The sequence below is a fragment of the Fibrobacter sp. UWB4 genome, from assembly GCF_002210345.1.
Classification (GTDB): Bacteria; Fibrobacterota; Fibrobacteria; order Fibrobacterales; family Fibrobacteraceae; genus Fibrobacter.
In genome coordinates, this window is sequence record NZ_MWQI01000011.1 from 95,634 (window position 1) to 107,782 (window position 12,149).

Annotated in this window: 11 protein-coding genes and 3 tRNA genes; 8 read left to right on the forward strand and 6 right to left on the reverse strand. The window is 48.0% G+C overall.

The annotated features are described in order from the left end of the window. The first annotated feature begins 23 nt into the window (after nucleotides 1-23). From B7990_RS13940 to B7990_RS13950, 4 genes are read left to right on the forward strand one after another with little or no spacing between them, the layout of a single operon-like run. Entirely contained in the window at nucleotides 24-1,361 is a 1,338-nt protein-coding gene (locus tag B7990_RS13940) for an ATP-dependent 6-phosphofructokinase (protein ID WP_088641485.1), read from the forward strand. A 21-nt stretch (nucleotides 1,362-1,382) separates the two neighbouring features. Continuing rightward, nucleotides 1,383-1,526, forward strand: coding sequence for a hypothetical protein (locus B7990_RS14985; protein ID WP_015731986.1), 144 nt, complete (start codon nucleotides 1,383-1,385; stop codon nucleotides 1,524-1,526). Nucleotides 1,527-1,534: 8 nt separating this feature from the next. Then, nucleotides 1,535-2,383, forward strand: coding sequence for a hypothetical protein (locus tag B7990_RS13945; protein WP_088641486.1), 849 nt, complete (start codon nucleotides 1,535-1,537; stop codon nucleotides 2,381-2,383). A gap of 44 nt (nucleotides 2,384-2,427) precedes the next feature. Further along, nucleotides 2,428-2,616, forward strand: a complete 189-nt coding sequence (locus tag B7990_RS13950) for a hypothetical protein (RefSeq protein WP_088641487.1) — start codon at nucleotides 2,428-2,430, stop codon at nucleotides 2,614-2,616. A gap of 392 nt (nucleotides 2,617-3,008) precedes the next feature. Here the strand turns inward: B7990_RS13950 and B7990_RS13955 are convergent, their stop codons facing one another. The 6 genes from B7990_RS13955 to B7990_RS13980 form a co-directional block, all read right to left on the reverse strand. After that, on the reverse strand, nucleotides 3,009-4,154 hold the full coding sequence (locus B7990_RS13955) for a hypothetical protein (protein WP_088641488.1): 1,146 nt from the start codon (nucleotides 4,152-4,154) through the stop codon (nucleotides 3,009-3,011). 311 nt (nucleotides 4,155-4,465) lie between these two features. Further along, nucleotides 4,466-5,926: an adenosylhomocysteinase gene (gene ahcY, locus B7990_RS13960; RefSeq protein ID WP_088641489.1), complete on the reverse strand. Its 1,461-nt coding sequence runs from the start codon at nucleotides 5,924-5,926 to the stop codon at nucleotides 4,466-4,468. Between the two features lie 206 nt (nucleotides 5,927-6,132). Further along, entirely contained in the window at nucleotides 6,133-7,719 is a 1,587-nt protein-coding gene (locus B7990_RS13965; protein ID WP_088641490.1) for a DUF4153 domain-containing protein, read from the reverse strand. A 3-nt stretch (nucleotides 7,720-7,722) separates the two neighbouring features. Further along, nucleotides 7,723-9,429 (reverse strand): DUF4153 domain-containing protein, encoded by a 1,707-nt coding sequence (locus tag B7990_RS13970; RefSeq protein ID WP_088641491.1) that lies wholly within the window; start codon nucleotides 9,427-9,429, stop codon nucleotides 7,723-7,725. A 128-nt stretch (nucleotides 9,430-9,557) separates the two neighbouring features. Further along, entirely contained in the window at nucleotides 9,558-10,853 is a 1,296-nt protein-coding gene (locus B7990_RS13975; RefSeq protein WP_088641492.1) for a replication-associated recombination protein A, read from the reverse strand. An 18-nt stretch (nucleotides 10,854-10,871) separates the two neighbouring features. Continuing rightward, on the reverse strand, nucleotides 10,872-11,285 hold the full coding sequence (locus tag B7990_RS13980) for a thioesterase family protein (protein ID WP_088641493.1): 414 nt from the start codon (nucleotides 11,283-11,285) through the stop codon (nucleotides 10,872-10,874). Between the two features lie 385 nt (nucleotides 11,286-11,670). On the opposite strand from B7990_RS13980, the gene B7990_RS13985 reads away from it, so the two are divergent. From B7990_RS13985 to B7990_RS14000, 4 genes are all read left to right on the forward strand, one after another. Further along, nucleotides 11,671-11,743 (forward strand) — tRNA-Thr (locus B7990_RS13985). Nucleotides 11,744-11,751: 8 nt separating this feature from the next. Next, nucleotides 11,752-11,834: transfer RNA gene (locus tag B7990_RS13990), tRNA-Tyr, on the forward strand. Between the two features lie 42 nt (nucleotides 11,835-11,876). After that, nucleotides 11,877-11,948, forward strand: a tRNA-Thr gene (locus B7990_RS13995). 23 nt (nucleotides 11,949-11,971) lie between these two features. Beyond that, nucleotides 11,972-12,149 (forward strand): GTP-binding protein (locus B7990_RS14000; protein WP_254917547.1); only part of this gene is annotated, 178 nt, incomplete at its 3' end.

Consider the following 12,149-nt stretch of genomic DNA (forward strand, 5'->3'; position numbering starts at 1 on the left):
CTAAAAATTCAAAGAGGCGCGGTATGACACAGGACGATATCATTAAGAATCCGTCGGATTATGATCTTTCTATCGAAACTGTTGGTAAGGGCACTTTAAAGTCCCCGATGAACGGTGTTCCTTTTGTTTCCGAAAATGACAAGGTCAGCCTTACTACTGACGTCAAGCTCATCTCTGAATATCTTGCCAAGGGCATTCCGGTTCCGTCTCTTGAGGCGGCCGGCCCTCGCCAAACAATTTTCCATGACCCGGCTTGGACGCGCGCAGGCATCGTGACCTGCGGTGGCCTCTGCCCTGGTCTGAACAATGTCATTAAGGGCCTTGTTCAGGTGCTCTGGTTTGACTACGGTGTGAGGAACATCTTCGGCATTCCGTACGGCTATCGCGGATTGAACCCGAGCTACGGTTACTCTCCTATAGTGCTTGACCCGGATGTGGTCGATGCCATTCAGGAAGATGGCGGCACGATTCTTGGAAGTTCTCGCGGAATGCAGGATCCGGCGGTGATGGTCGATACGCTCATGCGACTCAACATCAACGTGCTGTTCTGCATCGGTGGTGACGGTACGCTCCGTGGCGCACATGCCATTGCTGAAGAAGTCAAGAAGCGTAAGCAGCCCATCTCGATTATCGGCATCCCGAAGACGATCGACAACGACTTGAACCTGATCGACAGGACGTTCGGTTTTGAAACCGCCGTGCTCAGTGCGACAGACGTAATTACGAGTGCGCACATTGAAGCTAACGGTGCCTACAATGGCCTTGGGCTTGTGAAGCTCATGGGTCGTGACTCTGGCTTTATCGCGGCGTACGCATCGCTTGCAACGACCGTCGTGAACATCTGCCTTGTTCCAGAAGTTCCCTTTACGCTTGACGGACTCTTCAGGGCTCTCGAAAGCCGTTACGCAAACGGCAAGACGCATGCCGTGATTGCTGTTGCCGAAGGCGCTGGACAGGAGCTTTTCAAGAACCAGGAAGAACGCAGGGACGCAAGCGGCAACATCCTGAAGAACGATATCGGTGAATTCCTCGCACACAAAATCAAGGAACATTTCGACAAAGTCGGCAAGGAAATCAACATCAAGTATTTTGACCCGAGCTACATGGTGCGTAGCATCCCTGCCAAGGGCACTGACGCCATTTTCTGTTTCCAGCTCGCTGAAGCTGCCGTGCATGCAGGCATGGCTGGTAAGACGGACATGGTCGTTGGCAGCATGAACAATGTCTTCTCGCACGTGCCTATCGAATATGCCGTCAGCGAACGCAAGAAAATCAACCCCAACGGGACCCTGTGGCATGCCGTTCTCGGAATCACGCGCCAGCAGGACTATTTCTCCGGCAAGGGCAAACGCAGCAAGTAATCCTTTAAACAATTTATCGCCATGCTTAAAAAAGAAGAAAAAGTCATTATCCGCACAGCATTGATGGAATACCGCAATCTTTTGTTCAAAACATTCCATGGCACCGATGAAGAAAAGACTCGCATTGCCACTGTGAACAAGTTGCTCCAGAACTGGAAAGTCTAAGCGTATTCATGAGAATTACGCACAACATTGTTTTTGCGATTTCGTTTTCGCTTTTGCTTGCAATCAGTTTTGCAGGTGCAAACGAAGATTTGCGTATAGCGGATTCCTGCTATGCGGCACGGGCTTTGCGCGCAAATGGCGACAAGGCCGATGCAAAGAATGCAAAAATCATGAAGGAAGCCTACCGCAAGGCGATGGGCGATTCCTCCGTTTTGGAGTCTGCGACCGAAGGCTATGTCAAGACGCTGTATTTTTGCTTCAGGTTTGTGCAGTTCGATGAGAAGAAGCGCCAGCTCCATCTGGATACGCTGATGCAGGCAAGCGCAAGCGCCTACGAGAAATTCCCGAAGAACAAGGAGATCGCGCACATTTATGCCTCGACTCTTTCGATGTGGGGTTCGGAACGCAATGTGCTTTCTTCGCTGAAGGAGGGCATTGCTGGCAAGGTTCGCGATGTCGCGACTGCGGCAGAAGACTGGCAGATTCTTGGTCGTGCGCACTTTGTATTGCCTTATGTACCGTTGCTTCTGTCGTGGCCGGACGAGAAGCTTGCCGACAAGTACTTGACTATGGCGCTTGAAAAGAACCGCAAGGATATTTACAACTATTATTTCCTTGCTGACCTGCGCTATGACCAGGACCGCTATGACGATGCGATGGACCTGATTGTGCAGGGACTTGACGAAGGTGTGCGCCCAGGTTATGTTCTTGAAGACAAACGCGCCCGCTGGCATCTAAAAGAACTCTGGAAAAAAATCTACTACAAGCATAAAGACGAGATTTCTCAAAAGCACCTGGAAGATAGCGAGCAGATTAAAAAAGCTATTGAAGCGCAAAGAGCTGGGAAGAAGAAATAAAATTTATTGTTCTATCTCTCCATAAAAGTTCTATCTTTCTTTACATGGCTGATTCCATAAACGAAAAACAAACTCCGGCAGATAAGGCTACGCCGTCTCAGGCGCCTTCTTCCGCACGTATCAAGCGCATGCGCGGCTGGTTGGGCGTGAAAAGCACTTCGTCGCTTGGTGGTTATGATGATGGCGGCGGCGGAGTCGTCTATGGTGATGGACATTCCGGGTGGAATAGGTGATAAGCATAAAAAATAGGACTCCTTATGGAGTCCCGTTTTGTATAAAGTGCTGCGCATCTCGTGTTTGATCCTTCAACTTTGCCCTAGCGGGCTTATTGAGAAGGATATCCAGAATAACCCGAAACTGTTGAAAGTGGCGGGGTGAGGGGGAATTTTATGGTTACTGGCACAAAGAAAATCCTTGCGAAAACCAGAAAATTTTTGCCGACGACAAAGGCTGGGATAGCGAACAAGAAATGATTTCTGATTTAGCCGAGTTCAGATGCTTTAGGAAGAAGGGCTAATGCGCAGCGAATCTGCGAGATTCCAAAGATGTACTGGTGTTGAGTGATGCGTTATTTCATCAAGTTGATGTAATTCTCAGCGGGGAAAAAATTTCATATTGAATTTTCCTAAAATGGCAGGTCTACAATTGAAAAACCTCCTTCATAGCGGTACACTTTTTTCAATGTATCTGCGATAATTCGTGTTAATTTTTGATTTTCTTGTAAATCAATTAATAATTCGCCATCGACATCAACACATATTTCAACTTGGCCTTCATCAAAGTATAGGCTCGCTTCGTTAAATATTTTTCTGATATCAATATATTTTTGATTATACATATAAAAGAAAAGATTGCGGAGGATTTCGTCCTTAAAATCCTGTTGTAGGCATCGTAATTTACCAGTATCAAGATTAGCATAGAATTCCTCTAGCACATCATCCAATGTTTCACAATTATATTTGTGAAGTTCGTCGTATTGAGATATTGCCCTTTCAAAAGATTCATATGATAAAAAACGAATTCGATTAAAGGACTCTTGCCTCTTAATAATATAACTGGACAAATAGTTAACATTATCTATTTCTCTAACATTCAAATTTTGCCCATCAGAAAAGTCAACTTCATACATACCCGGAACATCAGATAATGATAATAAATTGAACTGATAAATTCGGCTTTTTTTCATACGTTTGTCCAAGCTACTCATTTCGTAAGCTTGAGACTTCAATAACGATGTGATTGAATTGAAAATGTTCGAATCATTTTTTGATGCCCCTTTCTTATTGTTGGTGATGCATTTAGCACAATCAATCCCCAATTCAACTTCTTGAAATGCGAAACATTCTTTTTCAGGAATGCTAAAAATTGGAGAACATTCATCCACCATTCCGTCAAGATAATTTTTACCAAATTTTAAATTTTCTATGGAATATTTCAGTCTTTTCTCATTGGTCCAAAAACGAAGGGGTTTCCAATCTTTATTAGGATCTTCTGGATTTGATGGCCTCGTGAAAAAAATCCATGAGTTTTTATCATTCTTCTTGCAGCTGATGAGTAACGTAGTAACAACCGAAACATTATTTTCATCAATGTGAGAATTTTTATATGCGAGGATGTCCATTTCTCGGACTGTTTGTGTTAAATCATCCTCATAATATTTGTTCCCAATTACAGTCCAATTATTTTTCCTTAAAAGTTCAACAACCTTATTTTCAAATACAAATCCAGTTGTATTTATTGCCGCAATAATTTTTTCTTCTTTAGAACTCATATCAATGGAAATATATAATAAAAAAGGAGATCCCCGCCCGGAGGCGGGGATGACAAATCAGGGGTGGAATGACGCCTTTGGCGTCCGTGGCTACGGCTCACCAATAAAAATATGCAAGCATATTTTACTGGAATCGCCTTGCACACTTTTGCTTCGGGCGCGTTCGCCCCTCGAAATGACGCATGTTTAGAAAGTCCCTTAAAAAAATAAAGTTCACTTCGGCGGTTCGGCAGGCTCACCGACCTTCGTGAACTTTATCTTCTTTTGTCTCTAGTAGTTATTCCTAACCACCAACCACTAGCCACTAACCACTAGTAGCGGTAGTGATCAGCCTTGTACGGGCCTTCGACCGGCACGCCGATGTAGTCGGCTTGGGCCTGCGTGAGGCGGGTGAGGTGAACGCCGAGCTTTTCGAGGTGGAGGCGTGCGACCTTTTCGTCGAGGATCTTCGGGAGCGTATAGACGACGCCGCTTTCGTACTTGATGCCGGCGACGGTGTCCTTGCCCTGGGCGTTGAGCCAGAGGTCGATCTGTGCGATGGTCTGGTTCGTGAAGGAGGCACTCATCACGAAGCTCGGGTGGCCGGTAGCGCAGCCGAGGTTCAGCAAGCGGCCTTCGGCGAGCACGAGGATGCTGTGGCCGTCGGGGAAAATCCATTCGTCGTACTGCGGCTTGATTTCGTTACGCTTGATGCCCGGAATCTTCTTGAGGCCTGCCATGTCGATTTCGTTGTCGAAGTGACCGATGTTACCGACGATGGCGCGGTGCTTCATCTTTTCCATCTGAGCGGCGCTGATGATGCCGGTGTTGCCGGTGGTGGTCACGAAGATGTCTGCGTAGCTGACGACTTCGTCGAGGGTCTTGACTTCGTAGCCTTCCATGGCGGCCTGGAGTGCGCAAATCGGGTCGATTTCGGTGATGATCACGCGAGCGCCCTGACCGCGGAGGGACTGGGCGCAGCCCTTACCCACGTCGCCGTAGCCGCAGACGACTGCGATTTTGCCAGCCATCATCACGTCGGTGGCGCGGTTGATGCCGTCGATGAGGGAGTGGCGGCAGCCGTAGAGGTTGTCGAACTTGGACTTGGTCACGGAGTCGTTCACGTTGATTGCCGGGAACTTCAGGCGGCCAGCCTGGGCCATCTGGTACAAACGATGCACACCGGTAGTGGTTTCTTCGGAAACGCCGCGGAGAGTTTCGCGGGCACGGGTCCACTGCTTCGGATCCTTTTCGAAAATCTTGCGGCAAGTGGCGAGGAACACGCCCCATTCTTCGCTGTCGGTTTCCGGGTTGAATTCAGGCACCGAACCCGCGTCTTCGAATTCGGCACCGCAGGTCACGAGCATGGTGGCGTCGCCACCGTCATCGACGATGAGGTCTGCGGTCTTGCCGTCCGGCCATACGAGTGCGCGGGCGGTGTTTTCCCAGTATTCTTCCAAGGATTCACCCTTCCATGCGAAAACAGGTACGCCCTGCGGGTTGCTCACGCTGCCGTTCTTGCCGACCACGACGGCGGCTGCGGCGTTGTCCTGCGTACTGAAAATGTTGCAGGAGACCCAGCGCACGTCAGCACCGAGGTCCACGAGCGTTTCGATGAGGATGGCGGTCTGCACGGTCATGTGGAGGCTACCCATGATGCGGGCGCCTGCGAGCGGCTTCTTGCCTGCATATTCCTTGCGGAGAGCCATGAGGCCCGGCATTTCGGTTTCGGCGAGGTCGAGTTCCTTGCGGCCTTCGATCGCAAGGTTGATATCCTTAATTTTGTATTCCATAAAGAATCCTTTTTTTGCGGCACGATTTTTGCGACCAATTCATAATTGCGTAAAATCGCGCATTTCTTATTTATGCGTAAATATAGTTATATGCATAAATACAGTCAAGACTAAAAATAGATTCGAGCTGTATAGATCCCCTCCCGTTGGTCGAGGATGCCTGTTTCAACAACTAATGACTATTGACTAATGACCAACAACTAGGTTTACTCAGTAAACAACAGTCCCTTGATGCGGAGCGAGCGCCCTTTTTCGGACCATTGGCTCGTATGCAGTTCTTTGATTCCGATGGCGGCGTGGTCCGAGGCGATGGATTCAAGCGAATCGTTCAGCTCTTGCTTTGTCGTGTAGAAGCTGTAAACCTTGCTTTTTGTTTTTGCGGAATCTGCGACACTTGAATCCGCTACACTTTCGTCATCTTCCGAGAGCGTAATCCGGAAGGTAATCGTGTCGCCCCGGTATTCAAATTCGCTTTTGTCAAAATAATGGTCCAAGATGGCGACTTCCTTGGCACCTTCGGGAATGATGAACGAAATGATGTCGGAATTTGATATATCCGCTTCGAAGGAGTTGAATGCTTCGGTCGTGTCTTCTTTGACTGGAGTTGTCTTGGTGTTGCTTTGTTGGGTTGGCTCGTTCTCGATTATTTTCATTCCTGCAAAATCTGCGATGTTCTGTGCGTTTAGCGGACTGATGGTGGTGATGAAGAACAGTACGCAGAAAGCGATGGCGATGTATCTCGATTTGCGCTGGATTTTATCTTTCAGCAGGATGGCAATGATGATATAGAAGTAGATGTTAATGACGATGACCCAGATGATTTCTGGCGAGAGACTTTCTTGGATGAATATGTGCATGACGTCGATGGACATCAGGACGACGAGCGGGATGCATGCGGCGGGGAAGATTTTCAGGAGCTTCTTTTCGGTGGTCTGCTCGGTCGAGAGTCGCATCGGGTGCATGGCGGTGATGAGCGCGAGCAAGTAAATGATAAATCCCGAGACGAATGCAGATGCGGTCCCTTCGTCGGGCATATCCCACAAGATGATAAACTTGATAATATAGGCGTAAAAGAGGAGGATGCCAATGGCGAGCACCGGAATGAAAAGGAACCGGATGGTGCTTGATGCGAACTTGTTCAGGGTGGGCGCATCTTCAATGCATTCGTCAATGGACGGGATGCCGGAAAAGTAAAGTATTGGGGCGACAACGCTTGCGCAGAAATAGAAAATGTAAAGGTAGAGCATTTCGCCGGGGTCGGAGTCGAACAGATCCGCAAAGCCAAAGAAGAAACCTTCAATGGCGCCAAGCAAAATGGCCGAGACGAGAATGGCGATTATCGCAGATTTGATGTTCTTATGCAAAAAGTTCCAGAAGCCGTTTTCGTTGGGCTGTTTCCAGAATGGTCCGAGAAAAACTGCAAGGATGGCAATTAAGTAAATGAGGGTGACGGTGCATCCAAAGTAAAAAGGATCGTCGTCGATTGGCAAGCCGAGAACGAGTGCGATGGAAATCAAGAACCATGCGCCGCTTGCGATAGCTTGCGGTCGAATGCTTGTACTTTTTCGGGATTCCTGGATGAGCGATGTCGCGAGGGCAATGAGCAATGCTGCGATGGGATAGATGGCAAGCCATATAAAGGGCTTGGTGTGATCCCCGCTGAATGCTGTAATGAATTCGCTTTCGGCGACAAGCGCGATGAATGTGAAAAAGGCGAATAATGATGCAAGCGGAAACCGCTTGAACGCACTCGAAATTTGGTTCGGGTATTTTTTGATTGCTGTTAAAACCATAATTTACTCTAGGAAAAGGAAACCGTGGATGTTGAAATAGCTCTCTTTTTTGTCGTCTTTTATGATATTGACGTCTAATTTTTCGACTCCGATTTTAGCCCCTTCGGTTTCTAGGAACCGCACGTTTTTTTGCTCCAAAACTTCTTTTGTTATAAAAAACTTGAATGTCTTGTCGAGCTTTTGGGGTTTGATTTGGAAAAAGAGCGTGTCGTTGCGGAATTCGTAATCCTCTTGACGGAAAGTCTTGTAAAAGTAAGAAACTTTGGATACGTTTTGAGGAATGTCGAAAAAGTTGTCTTTGGACTCTCGAATATATGCTTTGAGGACTGAGGCTTGCTTTTTTTTGTGATGTGTAGAATTGTCAATATGTAATATTACAATGCCGTGATCTACGTATTGGGCAAGTTCCTTGTCTCCTCTTATATTGAGTGCTTTTATTCGTGAGAGGATTGTTTCCGTTTGGGAGGTGTTCTTGGCTTCTAATCGGTTGATAAATTCTCTGGAGTCCTCGTCGTTTAGCGGAAATTTGTTGTAGCCTTCTTCGACGAGAGCGGCCTTGACGCTATTTATCCAGACGCGGTGCGTGACGTTAATGGCGCTCAGGGGGCCGTTCGTGAGGATAAGGAACATGCCGCAAAAAACGATGGTGATGTACTTGGATTTGCACTTGATTTTGTCTATGAGCAAAATGGCAATAATGATGTAATAGAAGATGTTGATTGCCGTGATGTAATAGCGGTCTTCTGAAATCCCGTAATCGGAGATTCTGCGTATGATGCCGACGGACATCAGGATGACGAGGGGGATGCAGGCGGCGGGGAGAATTTTTAGGAGCTTCTTTTCGAAAGATGGCTTGGGGTTGATGCGTTCGGGGAGCGTCAGCGTGACCCGCAGAAGCATGAGCATCATGGATGCCGAAACGAGGTAGGAGACCATTCCTTTGGGCATTTCCCACTGGATGATGATTTTTGCGATGTAGGCGTAAAGAAGGATGATGTAGAGCGAAAGTACTGGCAAAAATAGGAACTTGTTCGTGCTGGCTTGGAACTTGTTCAAAGCTGGTGTTTCTTGCAGGCATTCATCAATGGAGGGAATGCCAGAGAAAAACAAGATGGGGAATATGGTACATAAACCGATAATCGCCGAGTAGGCATAAGGTTTGTCTGAGACTTTAATGTCGAACAGGTTGAAGAATCCGAATAGGAGCCAATTAATGGCGAGGATCAGGACTACAGAAATGGTGATAGCGTTGACAGCGGCTTTGGCATTCCTCATCAAGAATATCCAGAATCCGTTTTCGTCTTTTTGCTTGAAGAACGGGGCAACGAACAGGCTCAAGAAAACGGTTGTATAGATAAATAGCCATGTTACCAAGACATAAATGTGTTCGGTATAGTTGTTGGTTGAAAAATGGTAAAAGACTAGTGCGATGGAAATGGCTAACCATACGGCTTCGGCGACGATATGGGGAATGATGCTAAATTTTTTTCGGGATTCATGGACCAGCGAAATCGTGAGGGCTATCATCGTGGCCGCAATCGGATAGATGAATAGCCAATAAGTTAATTTGCTATGAGTTGGCGAAAGGCTGTTTTCATAAACGTAAATGAAAGCGATGGTCGCGAAAATGGCAAACGCCACTGCAAGCGGAAACCGCTTAAACGCGCTCGTGATTTGACTCGGGTATTTCTTGATTTTAGTAAAGTCCATTTTCCCTCCTCTCTTGTTTTCCCGTCATGCTGAGGCGAAGCCGATGCATCCAGTGAAGTCTTGTAACGCATAAACAAAAATGACTGGATCCTTCACATTCGTTCAGGATGACGTTTCCTTCTTACTTCTTACTTTCCTTCCCGTTCTTTCCGCTCTTTCTTCATTTGCTTCAACTGCGCGAGTTTTTCACCGAGCGCCTTTTCGCGCCCGTACGGCTTGGGTTCGTAAATCGTCGTGCCGACAAGTTGCGTGGGCAGGTGCTCCTGCGCAGAGTAGCCGCCCGGGCTGTCGTGATCGTACTCGTAGCCGATCCCGTAGCCGAGCTGTTTCCCGACGCGGGTGACGGAATTGCGGTAGGCTCGCGGCACGGGGAGCGTTCCGGTTTGCTTTACGATAGAATCCGCCTTCATTCCCGCAAGTTCAACGCTATTGCTCTTGGGCGCAAGCGCCAAGTAAATCGCAAGCTCGTCGAGTGCGATCAAGCCTTCCGGAATGCCCATAAAGTCGTACGCTTCGCGAGCGCTTGTTGCAAGCAGTAGCGCGTTCGGATCCGCAAGTCCCACATCTTCCATGCTCATGCGCATCAGGCGGCGCAAAATGAATCGCGGGTCTTCGCCGCCCTGCAACATTCTGTGGAGCCAGTAAAGGGCCGCGTCCGGGTCAGAGCCGCGTACGGACTTGTGCAATGCTGAAATCAGGTTATAATGCTCTTCGCCGCTCTTGTCGTAACGCAGCGGCTTCTTGTACTGGAATTCTTCGAGCAGCTTCTCGTCGATAATCTTATTGTCGCCGAGGTTCTTGCCAATCCATTCGAGCTGGTTCAGCAAGAATCTTGCATCGCCTTCAGACTGTGCGATGAGCTTGTCGACAACGGCGTCTTCAACTTCGACGTCCTTGAGCTGTAAACCGCGCGGGTGGTCCCGCAGTGCGCTGAAAATTAAAGTGCGCAAGTCTTCCTTGCTGAGAGGCGCAAAAAGGATCAGCTGGCAGCGGCTGAGTAAAGCCCCGTTCACCTCGAATCCTGGGTTTTCCGTAGTCGCGCCGATGAGCGTCACCGTGCCGTCTTCCACGGCGCCGAGGAGCGCGTCTTGCTGCCCCTTGTTGAAACGATGGATTTCGTCGATGAAAAGGATTGTATCCATGAACGCATGCTTCATCTGGCGCGCGTCCGCGAGAACTTCCTTGACTTCCTTCACGCCGCTTGCGACTGCCGAGAGCGCAACAAAGCGCTTCTTGGTATGCTGCTTGATGACGTGGGCGAGGCTCGTCTTTCCGCAACCCGGAGGTCCCCAGAAAATCATGCTGGGGATGGAGTCGTTTTCAAGACTCTTGCGAAGCAAACTCTGCTGCCCGAGAATCTTGTTCTGCCCAAGAAACTCGTCGAGGTTTTGCGGGCGTAGGCGTTCTGCTAAGGGTGCGTCCATGGTTATACTATATAAAAATTAGTCGCTAAAGATCTTGTCTTCGACTTTCTTGATGCATTCTGGCTTTTCGCGTGTCGGAACTCCGCCTTTCGTGAATACGTGTACGGAATAGCCGGTTGTACAGATTTCGCCGTTCAAGGTCACCTGGTAGAGGAACTTGTATTTGCAGCGGCCTTCGTGGACGAGCTTGGTTTCGACATCGACAAAATCGCCAAAACGGCACGGACGCTTGTATTGCACGTTCAGTTCGAGAACCGGGCTTGCAAACCCTTCGCGTTCCACTTCGTCGTAGGGGGCGCCTACAGCGCGGAAAAAGTCTACGCGGGCCTGTTCAAACCAGATGGGGTAGGTGGCGTGGTGCACGACGCCCATAGCGTCAGTTTCTGCGTAGCGGACTTGAATGCGGGTCTTGAAAGAAAAGTTGTTTTCCATGTGTAATTATATAGGGGTGGGTATAAGTTCGGTTGTATAAAGTAGTTAATTAGAATTTAGTCATTGGTCAATAGTCATTAGTCAGTAGTCAATGGTCGTTGGTCGATAGTTGCTAAAGCATTTTGATATAAGCTCTTCTAATAACTAAACAAAATATAGCTAATGACCAATAACTAATGACTAAAAACCGCTAAAAATAGTGCTCATTTTTTCACTTAAAAATCTATCAACAGTCAACCAACACTCTTTACTCTAGTTTGTTTACGTGTATTTTGAAAAAATTCATTTTTTTTCAAGAAAAAACGCAATTCTTGTTGACAAGGTACGGTAAATCTTATTAAATTTGCCACGCTTTAGTTCTTCAAGTGAACTGAAACAAAAGAGTGCCAAAGTAGCTCAGCTGGTAGAGCAGCTGATTTGTAATCAGCCGGTCGTAGGTTCGATTCCTATCTTTGGCTTGCATAATGGGTCGTTGCCCGAGTGGTTAAAGGGGACGGACTGTAAATCCGTTGGCTTACGCCTACCGTGGTTCGAAACCACGACGGCCCACGACAATCAGCCCTACGGTGTCTAAGGCATCGTAGGGCTTATGCCCAGGTAGCTCAGTGGTAGAGCACTTCCTTGGTAAGGAAGAGGTCTCGGGTCCGACTCCCGATCTGGGCTCTCACTAAAATGGAGATAGAATAATGGCAAAAGAACATTTTGACAGAAGTAAGCCGCATTGCAACATCGGCACCATCGGTCACGTTGACCACGGTAAAACCACTCTTACTGCAGCAATCTGCACGACTCTTGCTGCTAAGGGTCTCGCCGCTGCAAAGCGTTTCGATGAAATCGACAACGCTCCGGAAGAAAAGGCTCGTG

Excerpts from the sequence above, each read along its gene's own strand:
- B7990_RS13965 (WP_088641490.1), bottom strand. The coding sequence starts at position 7,719 with ATGGTTTTAACAGCAATCAAAAAATACCCGAACCAAATTTCGAGTGCG.
- B7990_RS13975 (WP_088641492.1), bottom strand. The coding sequence starts at position 10,853 with ATGGACGCACCCTTAGCAGAACGCCTACGCCCGCAAAACCTCGACGAG.
- B7990_RS13980 (WP_088641493.1), bottom strand. The coding sequence starts at position 11,285 with ATGGAAAACAACTTTTCTTTCAAGACCCGCATTCAAGTCCGCTACGCA.
- B7990_RS13940 (WP_088641485.1), top strand. The coding sequence starts at position 24 with ATGACACAGGACGATATCATTAAGAATCCGTCGGATTATGATCTTTCT.
- B7990_RS13950 (WP_088641487.1), top strand. The coding sequence starts at position 2,428 with ATGGCTGATTCCATAAACGAAAAACAAACTCCGGCAGATAAGGCTACG.
- ahcY (WP_088641489.1), bottom strand. The coding sequence starts at position 5,926 with ATGGAATACAAAATTAAGGATATCAACCTTGCGATCGAAGGCCGCAAG.
- B7990_RS14985 (WP_015731986.1), top strand. The coding sequence starts at position 1,383 with ATGCTTAAAAAAGAAGAAAAAGTCATTATCCGCACAGCATTGATGGAA.
- B7990_RS13955 (WP_088641488.1), bottom strand. The coding sequence starts at position 4,154 with ATGAGTTCTAAAGAAGAAAAAATTATTGCGGCAATAAATACAACTGGA.
- B7990_RS13945 (WP_088641486.1), top strand. The coding sequence starts at position 1,535 with ATGAGAATTACGCACAACATTGTTTTTGCGATTTCGTTTTCGCTTTTG.
- B7990_RS13970 (WP_088641491.1), bottom strand. The coding sequence starts at position 9,429 with ATGGACTTTACTAAAATCAAGAAATACCCGAGTCAAATCACGAGCGCG.